Below are 15,253 nucleotides of genomic sequence, written 5' to 3'. Positions count from 1 at the left end.
GCCGGGGGGGGGGGCGCCGCCCCCCCCGGGGCGGGGCGGGGGTGTGGTTACGCCCCCCCCCCCCCCCCCCCACTCCCCCACCAGCGGCCGGGCGCGCGGAAACCGCAGGACACCGCGGGAAATCACGACAGAAGGTGTCGGGTTTCGCGGGGACAGTAGGGGGCGCCGGTCGGTGTCGTGGTGGCACGGGCCGGGACGACGGACAGACAAGGACCCCCCATGCGCGAAACACCCGACGAGCTCCACCGGCTCCAGGCCCTCCTCGACGCCTCGCTCGCCCGCTCCACCGCGCACCTGCGGTCGATCATCAACAGCGAGCGCTCGCTCACCGCCGACCAGCTCACCGGTGTGCTCACCGGCATGTGCACGCTCGCGCTGTCCACGGTGACGGCGAAGGGCGAGCCGCGGATCAGCGGCGTGGACGGGCACTTCCTGCACGGCATGTGGCACTTCGGCACCGCGCGCGGCGCCGCCAAGGCCCGGCACCTCGCCGCCCGGCCCGCCGTCAGCGCCGCGCATCTGCGCGGGGAGGACCTGGGCGTGTTCACCCACGGCACCGCGGAGGTCCTCAACCCGCACGGCGGCGAGCCGGCCGCCGACTGGCCGGAACTGCTCGCCTACTTCCGGGACTTCTACGGCCCCGACGCCTTCGACTGGGACAACGACGTCGTCTACTACCGGCTGCACCCGCAGTGGATGACCGCGTTCGCCCCCGACCCCGCCAAGCTCGACGCGGCGGCCGACGAGGCCTGACCCCGCCCGCACCGGGCCCGGCGACAATGGAGCCGGGCCACCGCACCGCGCAGCCGGCACACACGGGCGGGCCCACCAGGCAACACCAGGCAACACCAGGCAGGCGACGGAAGGGGCGACGTGCGGGCGAGCCGGGCCATCGCACTGCTGCTGCTCCTGCAGAGCCGGCGGACGATGACCGCCACGGAGCTCTCGGCCGAGCTGGAGGTCTCCGAGCGCACCGTGCAGCGCGACGTCGCCGCGCTGGTGGAGGCCGGGGTGCCGGTGTACGCGGAGCGCGGCCGCGGCGGCGGCTACCGGCTCGTCGACGGCTACCGCACCCGCCTCACCGGCCTCGAACGCGCCGAGGCCGAGGTCCTGCACCTGGCCGGGCTGCCGGGCCCGCTGCGTGACATGGGCCTGGCGGGGCAGGCCCTCGCCGCCCGGCTGAAGGTCGCCGCCGCCCTGGGCGACGCCCCCGCGGCCGCCGCCCGGCGCTTCCACCTCGACGCGCCGGCCTGGTTCCGCGACGCCCCGACCCCCGCGCTGCTCGCCGAGGTGTCGCGCGCCGTGTGGGAGGACCGCGTCCTGCACGCCCGCTACGCGGCGCGCTCCGGCACCCGGGAGCGGCGGCTGGAGCCGTACGGCCTGGTCCTGAAGGCCGGGCAGTGGTACCTCGCGGCGCGCGGCCCCTCCGGCCGGGTCGGCTCGTACCGCGTCGACCGCTTCGAGAGCGCCGAGGCCGGCGACGAACGGTTCGAGCGCGACCCGGAGTTCGACCTCGCCGCCTACTGGGCCGCGGCGGCCCGGGAGTTCACCCGCGCCATGCTGCGCGAGCGGGCGGTGGTGCGGCTGAGCCCGTTCGCCGTCGAGAACCTCGCCGCCCTGCTGGAGCCGACCGCCGCCGCCGACGCGCTGGCCACCGCGGGCCCGGCGGACGCCGACGGCTGGGTCACCGCGACCCTGCCGGTCGAGAGCTGGGACATCGGCTACCTCGAACTGCTGCGCCTGGGCCCGGAGGCCGAGGTCCTCCACCCGCCCGAACTGCGCTCCCGCCTGGCCGAGGCGACCCGCCGCGCCGCCGCCCTCTACACCTGACCGCCCCGCCCCCCGACCGGCCCCCGGAGCGGGCCCGCCGCCGTCCGCGCCGCCCGGGATAGGTTTCCCCCTGCCGCACACGGCACTTCGCGAGAGGGCGCGTACGGGATGACGGACGGACCCGCGGACCGGCCCGCCGAGTCGTTCGTCCGGCTCGGCGGACGCCGGTTCGCCTACCTGGACTTCGGCGGCCCCGGGCCGGCCGTGCTCGCCCTGCACGGGCACTTCGGGCGGGGCCGGATCTTCGCGCCGCTGGCCGCCGCGCTCGCCGGCCGCTACCGGGTCCTCGCCCTCGACCAGCGCGGGCACGGACTGTCCGACAACGGGGGCGAGTTCACCCCGGACGCCTACGCGGCCGACGCGGCGGCGTTCCTGGAGGCGCTCGGCCCGGCACCGGCCGCCGTGCTGGGGCACTCGATGGGCGGCGCGGTCGCCTTCCACCTCGCCCGCCGGCGCCCCGACCTCGTGGCGGCGCTCGTGGTCGCCGACATGACGACGCTCAACCGGGAGCCCGAGACCAGCCCCGTCCTGGACGTGTCCGGCTGGCCCCGCCGGGCCCCGACCCGCCGCGCCCTGGCCCGGGCGCTGGCGGAACGCGGCGTCCCGGCCGGCTACTTCATGGACAGCGCCGCCGAGTTCCCCGACGGCTGGGGCTTCCTCTTCGACACCGCCGACATGACGGCCTCCCAGGCCGCCCTCACCGGCGACTTCACGGCCGTCTGGAACGCCTCCGCCCAGCCCGCCCTGCTCCTACGGGCCGCCGACAGCTTCCTCCTCACCCCCGCCACCGCACGCCGGATGGCCCGCGAACGCCCGAACACCCGCCTGGCGGAGATCCCGCACAGCGGGCACTGGCTCTACGCGGACGCCCCCGACGCCTTCGCCCACCAGGTCCGCGCCTTCCTCGACCACGCCCACCCGACGGGCCCCGCGACCGCGGCCGGATGACCCGCACCACCCGGCCGCTCCCCGGCCGGGGCCGGGAGGCCGCTCACCCCGGGGAGGCCGCGCCCGCGTCCTCCCGGCCGCGTCGGCTCTCCTCGTGCCACTGCCGGATGCCGCGGACGATGTCCTGGCCGATCCGGTCCAGCAGCGTGGCCGCGCCGTCCATCCGGGCCCCGGCCGCGGTGGCCGGGCCGAGCAGTTCGGCGCCGTGGCGGGTGATCCCGGCGAGCACCGCGTTGCGCTCGGCACTGGCCAGCAGCGCGCGGTGCCAGACGTCGTCGTCGATGACGTACCGCTCGCGGCGGTTGCGCCCGTCGCGCTCCCGGCGGACCAGGGCCTGGACCTCCAGGTAGCCGACCGCCTTCGAGACGGACGCCGGGCTGACCCGCAGGCGCCGCACCAGCTCACCCGCCGTCAGGGCGCCGTCCTCGGTGAGCTGGAGGCAGACCAGCACCCGCGCCGTCATCCGGGGCATGCCGCCGAGCGCCAGGAACTCGGCCAGCCGGTCACCGAACTGGCGGACCTCCTCCGTGTCGCGCCCGGGCACCGCCGGCTCCGGCACCGCCTCCCGGCCGGCCGCCGCCCGCCCGCGCCGGGAGCGCTGGACGGTGGCCCGCTGCGCCCGGTCGGCGCGGTAGCCGGACGGACCGCCGTTGCGGGCGATCTCCCGGGTGACGGTCGACGTCGGCCGCCCGAGCTGCCGGGCGATCTCGCCGTACCCCCACCCCTCGGCCAGCCCGGTGGCGATCCGGTGGCGCTCCTGCTGGGTCAGCCTGGCTCCGGGCATCCGTCCCCGCCCCTCCTCGCTCGGACTCGTCGGACTCGGTCGGCCCAGTATCGGCCGCCCCCGGCGACTGTTGCAATGGAACGCGGGCAGCTGTTGCATTCGTCGGCACGACCATTGCAAGGATGTCCCCGCTCCCACCTGCACAGACCGTGCACGGCAATGGAGTTGACGTTGACCCGACCGTGAAGCGGCTCCTAGTTTCTTCCCAGGCCACGAACACCACGCCGAGGGGGAACACCAGCATGGGAATCACCAGGCGCGCCACCGCGCTGACCGCCACCGCCCTGACCGCCGCCCTGATCGCGGGCGGCACCGCCACCGCCGCACCGGCGCCCGCGACCCCGGACGCCCGGAACGGACACCCCGGCGTCCAGCGGGTCCTGGAGCGCGCCGTGACCGAGGGCGGCGTGCCCGGCATCGTCGCCGAGGTCCGCGACGGGCACCGCGCCTGGTTCGGCACCGCGGGCGTCGCCGACCTGGCCACCGGGCGCCCCCGCCACGCCCAGGAGCGGTTCCGCATCGGCAGCACCACCAAGACCTTCGTCGCCACCGTCGTCCTCCAACTCGCCGCCGAGGGCCGGCTGGACCTGGACGACAGCGTGGAACGGTGGCTGCCCGGCCTCGTCGACGGGCCCGGCTACGAGCCGGACCGGATCACCGTCCGGCAGCTGCTCGGCATGACGAGCGGGGTCTACAACTACGCGATGGACGCGAAGGTCCGCACCGAGAACGAGGGCACCGGCTTCCTGCTCCACCGCTTCGACACCTACACGCCCGAACAGCTCGTCCGCACCGGCACCGCCAACCGCCCGGACTTCGCCCCCGGCGCCGGCTGGACGTACTCCGACACCGGCTACGTCCTCGCCGGGCTGATCGTCGAACGGGCCACCGGGACCAGCCTGGCCGAACAGGTCGACCAGCGCGTCATCACCCCGCTCGGCCTGAGCGGCACCTACACCCCCGACCCCGACGACACCGCCCTGCGCGGCCCGCACGCACGCGCCTACTCCCGCCTGGGCGACCCCTCCCCCACCGCCCCCGTCCACGACGTGACCGAGCTCAGCCCCTCCTGGGGCTACGCCGCCGGCGACATGGTCTCCACCGCCCGCGACCTCGACACCTTCTTCGCCGCCCTGCTGGGCGGACGGCTGCTGCCGCCCGCCCAGCAGCGGGAGTTGTTCACGACGGTCCCCACACCGCCCGGCGCGTGGATCCCGAACGCCGCGTACGGCCTCGGCGTCGGCTCCGTCACCCTGGCCTGCGGACCGACCCTCTGGGGCATGGGCGGCGCCATCAACGGCTCCTGGACCTACACCTTCGGCACCCGCGACGGCGGCCACCTGCTCACCACCAACATCAACGGCGACTGGACCAACGGCAGTTGGCCGATCGCGGTGTTCACCTCCGAGCTGGAGGCCGAGTTCTGCCCCCGGCCCTGACCCGCACCGGGCCCCCGGCCGGTACGGCCCAGGGGGACGGCCGGGGGCCGGGCGTAGCATCGGGCGGGTGTGGGAGCGACTGGAGATCGAGGGTTTCGTGGTCCTGGCCGAGGAGTTGCACTTCGGGCGGACGGCCGAGCGGCTGGGGGTCTCCAGGGCGCGGGTGAGCCAGACGATCCAGCGGCTGGAGCGCCGGGTGGGCGCGCCGCTGTTCGAGCGGACCAGTCGGCGGGTGCGGCTGACGGAGCTGGGGCGGCGGCTGCTGGAGGACGTCGGGCCGGCGTACCGGCGCATCGGGGACGGGCTGGAGCGGGCGCGGGCCGCGGCCCGGGGCGTCGAGGGGGTGCTCACGGTCGGCTACCTCGGCGGGGCGGCCGGGGAGTTCGTGATGGAGGTGATCGGCGCCTTCGCCCGCCGGCACCCGGGCATCGACGTGCGCATCCACGAGACGCAGGTGGCGTCCATGTTCGAGCCGCTGCGCGGCGGCGGGGCGCAGGTGCTGGTCACCCAGTTCCCGGTGGAGGAGGAGGACCTCGTGCGGGGCCCGGTGGTGCTGCGGGTGCCGCGGATGCTGGCGGTGCCGGCCAACCACGTGCTGGCCAGGCGGGAGTCGGTCGGGGTGGAGGACCTGGCGCGGGACCGGGTGTTCGCCTGTACGGGGCACGTCCCCGGGTACTGGCAGGAGTGGTTGGCGCCGTCCGTGACGCCCGGGGGGCGGGTGGTGGAGCGCGGGCGGTCGGCGGCGACGCTGGCGGAGACCCTGGCGATGGTCGGGGCGGGGCAGGGCATCTCGCCGGTGGGGGCGGACGTGGCGGTGCACTCGGCGCCGCCGGGGGTGGTGTTCGTGCCGTTCGTGGACGCCGAGCCGCTCGAGTACGGGCTGGTGTGGCGGGCGGGCGGGGACAGTGCGCGGGTGCGGGCGTTCGCGGCGGTCGCGGTGGAGCGGGCCCGGGGGTGGACCCGGGAGTGGGCGGAGCCCCCGACGGCGGCGGTGGGGGCGGTGGGGGCGGCGGGCCGGGACCGGTAAGCCTGGCTTACCGGTCGTTGCGCGTTCGGGGGCTGATCAGCGGGTCGGCGGCGGCCAGGCTGGTGCCATGACCAGCGATCTCTCGGCGCGCCGCGCCCCCTGCCTCGCGTCCGCCCCCTCCCCCACCAACGCCCGTGCGCCTGAACTTCCGGCCGGGGCCGCCCTGTTCGCGCTCGCCCTCGGCGCGTTCGCGGTGGGCTCCGCCGAGGTGGTGGTCGCCGGGCTGCTGCCGCGGATCGCCGAGGACACGGGGGTGTCCCTGCCGACGGCGGGGGTGCTGGTGTCCGGGTACGCGGTGGGCATGGTCGTGGGGGCTCCCCTGCTGACCGCGCTCGGGGTCCGTGTCGCCCGCCGGCGGATGCTGCTGTACCTGGTCGGCCTGTTCATCGCGGCCGGCCTGGTCACCGCGCTCGCGCCGGGCTTCGGCGCGCTGCTGGCGGGGCGGGTGCTGTCCGCGCTGGCCGGCGGGGCGTACGTGGGGATCGCCTCCGCGGTGGCGACCTCGCTGGTGCCCGCGCGGCGCAGGGCCGGCGCGATCGCCGCCGTGTTCACGGGGCTCGGCCTCGCCAACGTGCTCGGGGTGCCCGGCGGTACCGCGCTCGGGCAGGCGCTGGGCTGGCGGGCCACGTTCTGGGCGGTGACCGCGCTGGGCGTGGTGCTGCTGGTCGCGCTGGCCGTCCTGCTGCCGCGCGGGCCGGCGGCCCCGCGGGCCGGACTGCGGGCCGAGCTGCGGGTGTTCCGGCGTGCGGGGGTGTGGCTCGCCCTGGCCGCGACGGCCTTCGGCTGGGCGCCCTTCCTGACCGTCCTCACCTACGTCTCGCCGCTGCTGACCGAGGTCACGGGCTTCGGGTCCGGCGCGGTGCCGGTGGTGCTGATGCTGGTCGGCGTGGGCATGGTGGTCGGCACCCCGCTGGCGGGCCGGCTGGCCGACCGGGCGCCGGCGGCCGCGCTGTACGCGGCGCTGGCCGGGGTGACGGCCGTTCCGCTGCTGCTGCTCGCCGCCGTGCACAGCCGGGCCGCCGTGGCCGCCGCCTTCCTGCTGTTCGGCCTGGCCGGCGGGGCGGTCATCCCGCCGTTGCAGGCCCGGGTGCTGGCGCGGGCGAGCGGCGCGGACAACCTCGCCTCGGCCGCGAACATCTCCGCCTTCAACATCGGCAACGCGGGCGGCCCCCTGCTGGCGGGCGCGGCCCTGTCCGCCGGGGCCGGGTACACCGCACCGCTGGGGATCGCCGCCGCACTCGGCGCGGTGGGGCTGGCGCTGGCCTGGGCGGCGCAGCGCAGCGACCGGCGCGGGTAGCGCCCGGGCCGGCGGGCGGACCGGCCCGTCTGCGGGGTGTGATGCGACCGGTGGGCCCGAGCGGTCGCGTCACGCCGCCGCGCGTGCCCGACACCGGCGCCGTCGATCGCGGGCCGGCGGGCTCGGCGGCCGGGTGGCTCAGTGGTCGGGGGGGGGTTCAGTGGTCGGCGACGAGGCGCAGGGCGGTGCGTGCGACGGCCTCGTGGACGGGGACGGTGCCGGAGACGAGTTCCAGGACGCGCGGGGCCGTGGCGGGTGTGGTGAGCAGGTCCGCGAGGACGGCCGCGACGTCGGCCCGGTCGATCTCGCCGGGGCCGGTGTGTTCGGCGAGGTGGACCAGGCCGGTGCCGGGCCCGTCGCGGAACCAGGCGGGGCGCAGCACGGTGCAGTCGAGGGCGGGGCGGGAGAGCAGGTCCTGGTCGGCTCTGCCCTTGGCCTGGAGGAAGGTCTCGACGAGGGGGTCGGGCGGGTAGTGGATGGCGGGGTCGGCGCCCATGGTGGAGAGCATGACGAAGCGTCGGACTCCGGCGAGTTGGGTGGCGTCGGCGAGGGTGAGGGCGGCGTCGTGGTCGACGGGGTCGGCCTGTCCGGGGGCGTTGCCGCGGCCGGCGCCGGCGGCGAAGAGCACCGCCTGGGCGCCGGTGAGCAGGTGTGCGAGGTGGTGGGGGGTGGTGTGGGCCAGGTCGGTGACGGCGGGTTGGGCGCCGGCGGCGCGTACGGTGGCGGCTTGTTCCGGGCGCCGGATGATCCCGGTGACCGGTAGGCCCCGGGTGGTGAGGAGACGGGTCGTCAGGAGTGCGACCCTGCCGTGGCCGCCCGCGATCACAACCGACATGCCGGTACCTTACGGGGCCGGTGCCCGCCCGACCGCGACCGGCGCGCGTCTCGGGGCGGGGCGGGCGAGGCGTGGCGGCGGCGCGCGGGGCGGGCGGAGCGCAACGGCGGCGGGCGGGGCGGGTGGTGTGTCAGACGGCGACGAAGCGGCGGTGGCCGTCGGCGGTGAGGATGCGGCCGAAGCGCATGCCGGGGAAGTGGGCGGCGACGAGGAGGTCGTCGGTGTCGGCGGCTTCGTCGGCGATGCGGTTGCGGACGGCGGAGGCGGCGGCGGGGTCGAGGTCCCAGATCACCTGCCAGTCGCGTTCGCCGAACTGGACGACGGAGTGGGCGATGTCGCCGAGCAGCAGGGCGCGGCGTGCCCCGGAGGACAGGACGTAGGCGGTGGTGCCGGGGGTGTGGCCGGGCAGGTGGAGGGCGTCGATGCCGGGGGCGATGGTGAAGTCGGTGTCGAAGAGCTCGAGTCGGTCTTCGACGGGGGTGAGTTTGGCGACGGCTTCGGGGGTGGCGGCGGGGCCGGTGACGAAGTGCTGCCAGTCGGCGCGGTGGGCGCGGTAGACGGCGTTCGGGAAGACGGGGCGGCCGTCGACGGCGGCCCAGCCGACGTGGTCGAAGTGCAGGTGGGTGAAGAGCACGTCGGTGACGTCGGCGGGGGTGACACCGTGGGCGGCGAGGGAGTCGAGCAGGGCGCCGCCGTGGTAGCGGCCGTGGTCGTGGGGGCCGACGCCGGCGTCGACGAGGACGGTGCGTGCGCCGCTGCGGACCAGGAAGCCGCCGAGGGGCAGGTGGAGGGTGCCGTGCGGGTCGAGGTGGTGGGCGTGGCAGGCCCAGGGGTCGTCGGTGCCGGGGCGGGTGAGGATCTCGGCGGCGGTCTCGGTGCCTTCTCCGTCCATGACCGCCAGGACCTCGATGTCGCCGATCCTCATGTGCTGCCCCTCTCGTGACGGTGCGTCGTGGGGCCCGTGGGGAACGGGGGTCCGTTCGTGGGCCATCGGTGGCAACCGTGCCGGGCGGGCGGGGATTCCCGCCGGTGGGGGGCCGGGCCCCGCCGCCCCTTGCCCGAGGGGGCGGCGGGGCCCTTCCACCCGCGCCAGATGGTCTGTGGGGCCGTCAGACGGCCGCGAGGAGGGGCCCCGGAGCCGCGTCGGCCGGGGCGGCGGCGGGTGCGGCCGCGCCGGGGGCGGGGGCGGGGCGGGTGAGGCAGTCGTCGGTGAAGGCGAGGGCCCGCAGGTGGTAGGGGCGGGCGGCGTGGCCCAGGGAGAGGTTGTGGCCGGCGCGGCGGGCGGTGGCCAGGTGGGCGAGGCCGTCGGGGAAGGCGGCGGTCAGGGCGGCGCGGTGGGCCGGGTCCAGGCGCCACCAGTGCTCGTGGTCGGCGAGGGTGAGGCGTACGGGGACGCGTACGCGGGCGGCGAGGGCGTTGTAGCGGGCGGGCCAGGTGGCCAGTTCGCGGGATTCGAGGGCGGGGACGGGGGTGAGCAGGGTGCGGGCGGCGTGGAAGGTGCCGGGCGGGTAGAGGTGGAGGGGGCCCCAGTTGAGGCGGCCGCCGCCGGCGAGGTCGTCGGGGCGGTCCCAGGCGCCGGGGGCGTAGTGCTGGGCGAGGCCGGAGATGTCGCAGCCGAGCAGGGGCAGGCGGGGGTCGTCGGGCCAGTGGGCGGCGAGTTGGAGGGCTATTTTGCCGCCGAAGGAGTGGGCGAGGAGTTGGACGCCGGCGCCGGTGGGGTGGGCGCGGGCGTAGTCGGTGAGGGCGGCGTGGAGGGTGGCGGCCTGGTCGGCGATGAGCTGGCCGTGCGGCAGGCGGTGGGCGGAGGCGCCGTGGCCGGGGCGGTCGACGGCGAGGACGGTGTAGCCGAGGTCGGCGGCGAGGGTGAGCAGGCTGGTGTCGGGGTGGGCGGGGCCGGCGAAGTAGGCGGCGCGCATGCCGCGGCCGTGGATGGCGAGGACGACGGCCTTGGGGGCGTGGTGTTCGGGTTCGGCGACCAGGGCGGAGACGGGGATGCCGGCGGCGTCCAGGACCAGGGAGCGGGTGCGCAGGTCGTTCTTCACGCGGCGACCCCCGCTCTGGCGGCGTCGAGGTCGGCGAGCCAGCCGGTGAGGTCGCCGGTGCGCATCAGGGAGGTGCCGATGAGCAGGGCGGCGTAGCCGGCGTCGAGGAGGCGGGCGGCGTCGTGGGGGTCGGTGATGGCGGAGGCGGAGACGGGGGCGCGGCAGCCGGCGGCGCGTAGGGCGGGTAGCAGGCGCAGGCTGCGGCCGAGGTCGCCGCGGTCGCGTTCGCGGGTGCGGATGTCCTTGTTGTTGACGGCGACGACGCATTCGGCGATGCGGGGCAGGGTGTCGAGTTCGCGTTCCTCGGTGATCTCGACGAAGGGGGTCAGGCCGAGGTCGAGGGCGGTGGTGACGAGGCGGGTGAGGGAGGTGGCGGGCAGCAGGGCGGCGGTGAGCAGGACGGCGGAGGCGCCGAGGGCTCGGGCGGCTTCGAGTTGGGCGGGGCGGGTGAGGAAGTCCTTCTGGAGGACGGGGAGTCGGGTGGCGGTGGTGACCTCGCGCAGGAGGCGGGGGGTGCCGCCGAACCAGCGGCCGGTGACGACGGACAGGCAGGGGGCGCCGGCCTGTTCGTAGCGGGTGACGAGGTCGGTGACGGTGCGGGGGCCCAGGAGGTCGGCGCCGTGGGGGTCGCGGAGTTTGACCTCCATGACCAGGGGGCGGGGGGCGGCCAGCAGGGCGTCGATGAAGCTCGGGCTCATGCGGGGGTCTCCTGGAGGCGCGGGTGCCAGGCGCGGGTGAGGGCGGTGACGGCTTCGTGGGTGAAGCGGCCGGTGCGGTCGCGGGCGGCGGTGTCGATGTCGGCGCCGGCGTACAGGGGGTGGTCGGTGACGGTGCGGTAGGTGTCGCGGTTGGTGGTGTTGAGGCCGCCGGCGAGGAGGAAGGGGATGGTGAGGCGGGGCAGCAGGGCGTGGACGTGGGCGGGGTCCAGGGCCTGGCCGGTGGAGCCGACGCGGCCGTCGTCGGTGACGGTGTCCAGGAGGAACAGGTCGCAGCCGGCGCGTTCGAAGGCGCCGGTGAAGGCGCGTTCCAGGCAGCGGCCGCGGGAGAGGTGGAGGACTTTGACGAGGACGGCGTACGGGAGCTGTTCGCGCAGGTCGGCGACGAGGGCGGGGCTCTGGTAGGCGTGGAGCTGGATCCAGCGGATGCCGGTGGCGCGGGCGAGGGCGGCGATCTTTCGGGCGTCGTCGAGGAAGGTGACGAGGACGGGTTCCAGGCCCAGGCGGATGGCGGTGGCGGCGAGGTCGGCGAGGCGGTCGGCTTCGAGGTCGGCGGGGCCGCCGGGTACGCCGTGCCACAGGCCCACCAGGGTGGGGCCGGTGTCGGCGAGGAGGGTGAGGTCGGCGCGGGTGCGGGCGCCGCAGACCTTGAGGTGGCCGGCGCGCCGGGGGGCCAGCAGGGCGGGGGCGGTCATTTGCCGAGTCCGAGCATGGCGGCGATGCGGTTGTACTGGATCTCGTTGCTGCCGGAGTAGATGGTGCCGGCGACCGCGTTGCGCACGTCCTTCTCCAGTCCGTACTCGGACATGTAGCCGTTGCCGCCGAAGACCTGGACGGCGGCCAGCGAGGTGGCGAGGTTGGATTCGCTGGTGAGGAGTTTGGCGATGGCCATGTCGACGGTGACGTTGTCGCCGGCCTCCAGGCGCTGGGCGGTGTCGTACAGCCACTTGCGGGCGGTCTCGAGGCGGATCTTGGTGTCGACGATCTTGTTGGCGACCGACTGGTAGGAGCCGATGGGCTTGCCGAAGGACATGCGGGTCTTGGCGTAGTCCAGGCAGCGGGTGAGGCGGTGCTGCATCTCGCCGGTGTTGACGATGAAGGTGTAGAGGATCTCGCGTTTCATGACGTGGTCGAGGACGAGGAAGCCGCCGCCGACGCGGCCCAGGACGCGGTCGGCGGGGACGCGGACGTCGTCGAAGTAGAGCTCGGAGAGCGGGGAGGTGCGCAGGCCCATCTTCTTGATGGGGTTTCCGGTGGTCAGGCCGGGGGTGTCGGCGTCGACGAGGAAGGCGGTGACGCCGAGGGCGCCGCCCTGGGGGTGGGTGCGGGCGTAGACGACGACGACGTCGGCGACGGGGCCGTTGGAGACGAAGGTCTTGGCGCCGTTGAGGACGAAGTGGTCGCCGTCGCGTACGGCGCGGGTGCGCATCTGCATGGCGTCGGAGCCGGACTCGGACTCGGTGATGGCGTGGGCGCCGATGGCCTCGCCGGAGGCGATGCGGGGCAGGTAGGCGTCCTTGAGGGCGGGTGAGCCGAAGGCCTGCAGGGGGACGCCGGTGGAGGCCATGGAGGTGGTGACGGAGAAGTTGAGGCCGCCGTCGCGGCAGGTGTGGCCGAGGCCTTCGAGGACGTACATGGTGGTGAGCAGGGACTGGCCCAGGCCGCCGTAGCGTTCCTCGAAGGGCAGGGAGAGGATGCCGGTCTTCTGGATCATGCGCCACTTGTCGTGGGAGAAGGCGGCCTGTTCGTCGCCTTCGATGTGGCCGGCGCTGAGGTCGTCGCCGAAGCGGGCCAGGCCCTCGCGCAGGGCCGTCTGGTCGGCGTTCCAGCGGATCATGGGATGTGCCGCCTTCCTCCCGGGCCGCCGGTGCGGGGCGCGGGGTGGCAGGCCGGCGCCCGGTGGCGCCGGCTCACGTCGGTTCCTGGGGCCCGTCCCGGGGGCCCGGGCCCCCGGGGGTGCGGGGGCGGCGGGCCCCGGTGGGGGCGCGGGGTGCCTCTGGTGCCTCTAGTAGGCGGAGGAGGAGTGGGCGTCGAGCTGGTGGACCTCGTCGCCGCGCAGGGCCGGGGAGAAGACGCACACCAGGCGCAGGTCCTCCTCGGGGCTGGCGACGAGGTAGTGGGCGTCGTGCTCGTCGAGGGCGTAGAGGCGTCCGGGGGTGATGGGGTGGGAGGTGCCGTCCATGTCGATGACCTCGCCGGAGCCGGCGATGCAGTAGCAGGCCTCGAGGTGGTTGCGGTACTCCAGGCGGGACTTGGTGCCGGCGTTGACGACGGTGTCGGTGAGGCTGTAGCCGAGGCCGTCGCTCTCCACCAGGAAGCGGCGGGACAGGCCGTTGCCCCACTCGACGGTCTTCACGTCGGCCAGGTCGCGGATCAGCATGCGGGTTGTTCCTCTCGGGTCGTGGTGCCGGCGGGGGTGGTGCGGGTGCCGGTGGTGCCGGGGGTGGTGCCGGTGGTGCTGATGGTGGTGCCGGGGGTGGTGCGTGGGGTGGTGCGGGGTCCGCCGGGCCGCTCCGGGAGGGCGGGGCGGGGGCGGAGGTCGGTGAGGTAGGCGCGCAACTCCGCCACGGGGTCGAGGCGTTCGGTCAGCGCGTGCTCGACGCGGGCGACGGCGGCGGAGCCGACGATCGCGGCGTCGGCTCCGGCGGCGGCGACGGCGGCCAGGTCGGCGGCGGCCTTGACGCCGAAGCCGACGGCGACGGGGGTCGCGGGGGCGGCGGTGCGCAGCGCGGTGACGGTGTCGGCGAGGGCGCGGTGGCCGTGTGCGGGGGTGGTGCCGGAGCGGCCGTAGTGGGCGACGAGGTAGACGTAGGCGTCGGTGGCGCCGTGGGCGGCGGCGGTGAGGACCTCGGGGGTGGAGGCGGGGTAGCAGGTGGTGACCTGGGGCAGGCCGGTGTGGTGCAGGGCGTGCTGCCAGGCGGGGCGCAGGCGCGGGGGCAGGGCGTGGACGAGCAGGGCGCGGGCTCCGGCGTCGCGGATGGCGGTGGCGGTGGCGGTGGGGTCGCGGTGGCGCAGGCTGTGGCTCCAGTCGGCGAGCAGGGCGACCTTGAGGTGGGTCAGGCGGGGGGTGAGGTCGGCGAGTTCGGCGAGGACGGTGTCCAGGGTGGTGCCGGCCTGGAGGGCTCGGGTGGCGGAGCGGCGGATGACGGGGCCGTCGGTGGGTGAATTGGGGAAGGGGACGGCGAGTTCGAGGACGTCGACGCGCTGGTCGTCGAGCATGAGCGCGAGGTCGGTGAGGCGGCCGGCGGGGTCGCCGGCGTTGAGGAAGAGCGCCAGGCCCAGGTCGTCGCGGGGGAAGAGGGGTTCAGACACCGGCGGTCTCCCTGGGGCGGGTGGCCAGGCGCGTGGCCAGGGCGTGGGGGGCGCCGTCGGCGAGGGCGTCCAGGGCGGTGGTGTAGGCGGTGTGCCAGCGGGTGTGGCGGCCGGAGGCGAGGGCGAGGGCGGCGGCGTTGAGGGCGATGGTGTGGGTGGCGGTGGTTCCGGCGCGGCCGGCGAGGGCGCGTAGGAAGTGGCCGGTGAGGTCGTGGGGGTGGGGGGCGAGGTCGGCGAGGGTGCCTTCGGCGGGGGCGACGGCGCCGGCGGGCAGGTGGATGTCGCCGTCGGGGGTGTGGAGGGTGTTGTCGGCGAAGGGCAGGAGTTCGTCGGCGCCGGCGCTGTTGTGGGCGAGCCACACGGTGCGGGTGGTGGTGTTGGCGGCCAGGGGGCGCAGGGCGGCGAGGGCGGTGGGGGTGGCGGTGCCGGTGAGCTGGGCGGTGACGGGGACGGTGGCGAGCAGGGGGCCGAGGGTGTTGAGGAACGCGCCGAAGGGTTTGAGGGTGAGCGGGTAGAGGGTGCGGGCGAGGCGGGTGAGGGCGGGCGGGTAGACGTGGGGGCCGGCGAAGGCGATGTTGTGGCGGGCGAGGTGGTCGGCGGTGGCGGTGTGGCTGGAGGTGAGGGTGATGCCGAGGCGTTCGAGGAGGTCGACGGAGCCGGCGGCGCTGGTGTAGGCGCGGGAGCCGGTCTTGACGACGGGGATGCCGATGGCGGCGGCGGTGAGGGCGGCGGCGGTGGAGAGGTTGAAGGTGGCGGGTCCGCCGCCGGTGCCGACGATGTTGACGCTGCCGGGGTGGGCGGGGCCGGGGTCGGGGGTGCGTTCGGTGAGCGAGGTGTGCAGGGCGGTGAGGGTGTCGGGGTCGGGCAGGCGGGTGGTGAGGGCGGCCAGCAGGGCCGCTGCCTGGGCCCGGTCGCTGTCGGCCGGGCCCAGGGTGCGGTGTTCGAGCTGGTCCCACCACGAGCGCCAGGCCGCCAGGTCGACGGGGCGGGCGGCGAGGAGCGCGGTGAGGGCCTGGTGCATGG

General features: G+C 76.0%; 16 protein-coding genes. 6 read left to right on the top strand and 10 right to left on the bottom strand.

What is annotated here, in order from left to right; all coding sequences use genetic code 11:
- Positions 1 to 219: 219 nt before the first annotated feature.
- From ACFCY1_RS10905 to ACFCY1_RS10895, 3 genes are all read left to right on the top strand, one after another.
- Positions 220 to 753 (top strand): pyridoxamine 5'-phosphate oxidase family protein, encoded by a 534-nt coding sequence (locus ACFCY1_RS10905; protein ID WP_074006278.1) that lies wholly within the window; start codon positions 220 to 222, stop codon positions 751 to 753.
- Positions 754 to 873: 120 nt separating this feature from the next.
- Positions 874 to 1,830 (top strand): helix-turn-helix transcriptional regulator, encoded by a 957-nt coding sequence (locus tag ACFCY1_RS10900; RefSeq protein ID WP_375874223.1) that lies wholly within the window; start codon positions 874 to 876, stop codon positions 1,828 to 1,830.
- A 108-nt stretch (positions 1,831 to 1,938) separates the two neighbouring features.
- Positions 1,939 to 2,778, top strand: a complete 840-nt coding sequence (locus ACFCY1_RS10895; protein WP_375874222.1) for an alpha/beta fold hydrolase — start codon at positions 1,939 to 1,941, stop codon at positions 2,776 to 2,778.
- A gap of 43 nt (positions 2,779 to 2,821) precedes the next feature.
- On the opposite strand, the gene ACFCY1_RS10890 is transcribed toward ACFCY1_RS10895, so the two are convergent.
- On the bottom strand, positions 2,822 to 3,562 hold the full coding sequence (locus ACFCY1_RS10890; RefSeq protein ID WP_375874221.1) for a MarR family transcriptional regulator: 741 nt from the start codon (positions 3,560 to 3,562) through the stop codon (positions 2,822 to 2,824).
- Between the two features lie 242 nt (positions 3,563 to 3,804).
- On the opposite strand from ACFCY1_RS10890, the gene ACFCY1_RS10885 reads away from it, so the two are divergent.
- The 3 genes from ACFCY1_RS10885 to ACFCY1_RS10875 all read left to right on the top strand — a co-directional run bounded on the left by ACFCY1_RS10885 (position 3,805) and on the right by ACFCY1_RS10875 (position 7,325).
- Positions 3,805 to 5,001 carry a serine hydrolase domain-containing protein gene (locus tag ACFCY1_RS10885; RefSeq protein ID WP_375874220.1) on the top strand — a complete coding sequence of 399 codons (1,197 nt, stop codon included), beginning with the start codon at positions 3,805 to 3,807 and terminating at the stop codon, positions 4,999 to 5,001.
- Between the two features lie 67 nt (positions 5,002 to 5,068).
- A complete protein-coding gene (locus ACFCY1_RS10880) occupies positions 5,069 to 6,028 on the top strand; it encodes a LysR family transcriptional regulator (protein ID WP_375874219.1) in 960 nt (319 codons plus the stop codon).
- Positions 6,029 to 6,095: 67 nt separating this feature from the next.
- Entirely contained in the window at positions 6,096 to 7,325 is a 1,230-nt protein-coding gene (locus ACFCY1_RS10875; protein ID WP_375874218.1) for an MFS transporter, read from the top strand.
- 157 nt (positions 7,326 to 7,482) lie between these two features.
- Here ACFCY1_RS10875 and ACFCY1_RS10870 read toward each other — a convergent pair whose 3' ends face one another.
- The 9 genes from ACFCY1_RS10870 to ACFCY1_RS10830 form a co-directional block, all read right to left on the bottom strand.
- The gene (locus ACFCY1_RS10870) at positions 7,483 to 8,160 is read right to left on the bottom strand and encodes an NAD(P)H-binding protein (RefSeq protein ID WP_375874217.1); all 678 of its coding nucleotides are present in this window, start codon (positions 8,158 to 8,160) and stop codon (positions 7,483 to 7,485) included.
- Positions 8,161 to 8,290: 130 nt separating this feature from the next.
- Positions 8,291 to 9,085, bottom strand: a complete 795-nt coding sequence (locus tag ACFCY1_RS10865; protein ID WP_375874216.1) for an MBL fold metallo-hydrolase — start codon at positions 9,083 to 9,085, stop codon at positions 8,291 to 8,293.
- Between the two features lie 184 nt (positions 9,086 to 9,269).
- Positions 9,270 to 10,202 carry an alpha/beta hydrolase gene (locus tag ACFCY1_RS10860; protein WP_375874215.1) on the bottom strand — a complete coding sequence of 311 codons (933 nt, stop codon included), beginning with the start codon at positions 10,200 to 10,202 and terminating at the stop codon, positions 9,270 to 9,272.
- Positions 10,199 to 10,900 (bottom strand): indole-3-glycerol-phosphate synthase, encoded by a 702-nt coding sequence (locus ACFCY1_RS10855; protein WP_375874214.1) that lies wholly within the window; start codon positions 10,898 to 10,900, stop codon positions 10,199 to 10,201. Before ACFCY1_RS10855 ends, ACFCY1_RS10860 begins: the two co-directional genes overlap by 4 nt.
- Positions 10,897 to 11,613: an N-(5'-phosphoribosyl)anthranilate isomerase gene (locus ACFCY1_RS10850; protein WP_375874213.1), complete on the bottom strand. Its 717-nt coding sequence runs from the start codon at positions 11,611 to 11,613 to the stop codon at positions 10,897 to 10,899. Before ACFCY1_RS10850 ends, ACFCY1_RS10855 begins: the two co-directional genes overlap by 4 nt.
- Entirely contained in the window at positions 11,610 to 12,755 is a 1,146-nt protein-coding gene (locus tag ACFCY1_RS10845; protein ID WP_049656704.1) for an acyl-CoA dehydrogenase family protein, read from the bottom strand. Before ACFCY1_RS10845 ends, ACFCY1_RS10850 begins: the two co-directional genes overlap by 4 nt.
- Before the next feature lie 168 nt (positions 12,756 to 12,923).
- Positions 12,924 to 13,298 (bottom strand): ectoine synthase, encoded by a 375-nt coding sequence (locus ACFCY1_RS10840; protein ID WP_049656703.1) that lies wholly within the window; start codon positions 13,296 to 13,298, stop codon positions 12,924 to 12,926.
- Positions 13,292 to 14,230, bottom strand: coding sequence for a tryptophan synthase subunit alpha (trpA, locus tag ACFCY1_RS10835; protein ID WP_375874212.1), 939 nt, complete (start codon positions 14,228 to 14,230; stop codon positions 13,292 to 13,294). Before trpA ends, ACFCY1_RS10840 begins: the two co-directional genes overlap by 7 nt.
- Complete coding sequence (locus ACFCY1_RS10830) at positions 14,223 to 15,251, bottom strand: hypothetical protein (protein WP_049656702.1); 1,029 nt, start codon at positions 15,249 to 15,251, stop codon at positions 14,223 to 14,225. Before ACFCY1_RS10830 ends, trpA begins: the two co-directional genes overlap by 8 nt.
- Between the last annotated feature and the right edge of the window lie 2 nt (positions 15,252 to 15,253).

Origin of the sequence: Kitasatospora sp. NPDC056273 (assembly GCF_042268845.1) — a bacterium.
Lineage (GTDB): Bacteria > Actinomycetota > Actinomycetes > Streptomycetales > Streptomycetaceae > Kitasatospora.
Note: the sequence above shows the minus strand (reverse complement) of the source record. Positions and strands in the feature narration are given on the sequence as shown.

What these genes read in the sequence shown, in the direction of transcription:
- ACFCY1_RS10905 (WP_074006278.1), top strand. Translation starts at nt 220, where the DNA reads ATGCGCGAAACACCCGACGAGCTCCACCGGCTCCAGGCCCTCCTCGAC.
- ACFCY1_RS10895 (WP_375874222.1), top strand. Translation starts at nt 1,939, where the DNA reads ATGACGGACGGACCCGCGGACCGGCCCGCCGAGTCGTTCGTCCGGCTC.
- ACFCY1_RS10890 (WP_375874221.1), bottom strand. Translation starts at nt 3,562, where the DNA reads ATGCCCGGAGCCAGGCTGACCCAGCAGGAGCGCCACCGGATCGCCACC.
- ACFCY1_RS10885 (WP_375874220.1), top strand. Translation starts at nt 3,805, where the DNA reads ATGGGAATCACCAGGCGCGCCACCGCGCTGACCGCCACCGCCCTGACC.
- ACFCY1_RS10875 (WP_375874218.1), top strand. Translation starts at nt 6,096, where the DNA reads ATGACCAGCGATCTCTCGGCGCGCCGCGCCCCCTGCCTCGCGTCCGCC.
- ACFCY1_RS10870 (WP_375874217.1), bottom strand. Translation starts at nt 8,160, where the DNA reads ATGTCGGTTGTGATCGCGGGCGGCCACGGCAGGGTCGCACTCCTGACG.
- ACFCY1_RS10865 (WP_375874216.1), bottom strand. Translation starts at nt 9,085, where the DNA reads ATGAGGATCGGCGACATCGAGGTCCTGGCGGTCATGGACGGAGAAGGC.
- ACFCY1_RS10855 (WP_375874214.1), bottom strand. Translation starts at nt 10,900, where the DNA reads ATGAGCCCGAGCTTCATCGACGCCCTGCTGGCCGCCCCCCGCCCCCTG.
- ACFCY1_RS10850 (WP_375874213.1), bottom strand. Translation starts at nt 11,613, where the DNA reads ATGACCGCCCCCGCCCTGCTGGCCCCCCGGCGCGCCGGCCACCTCAAG.
- ACFCY1_RS10845 (WP_049656704.1), bottom strand. Translation starts at nt 12,755, where the DNA reads ATGATCCGCTGGAACGCCGACCAGACGGCCCTGCGCGAGGGCCTGGCC.
- ACFCY1_RS10840 (WP_049656703.1), bottom strand. Translation starts at nt 13,298, where the DNA reads ATGCTGATCCGCGACCTGGCCGACGTGAAGACCGTCGAGTGGGGCAAC.
- ACFCY1_RS10830 (WP_049656702.1), bottom strand. Translation starts at nt 15,251, where the DNA reads ATGCACCAGGCCCTCACCGCGCTCCTCGCCGCCCGCCCCGTCGACCTG.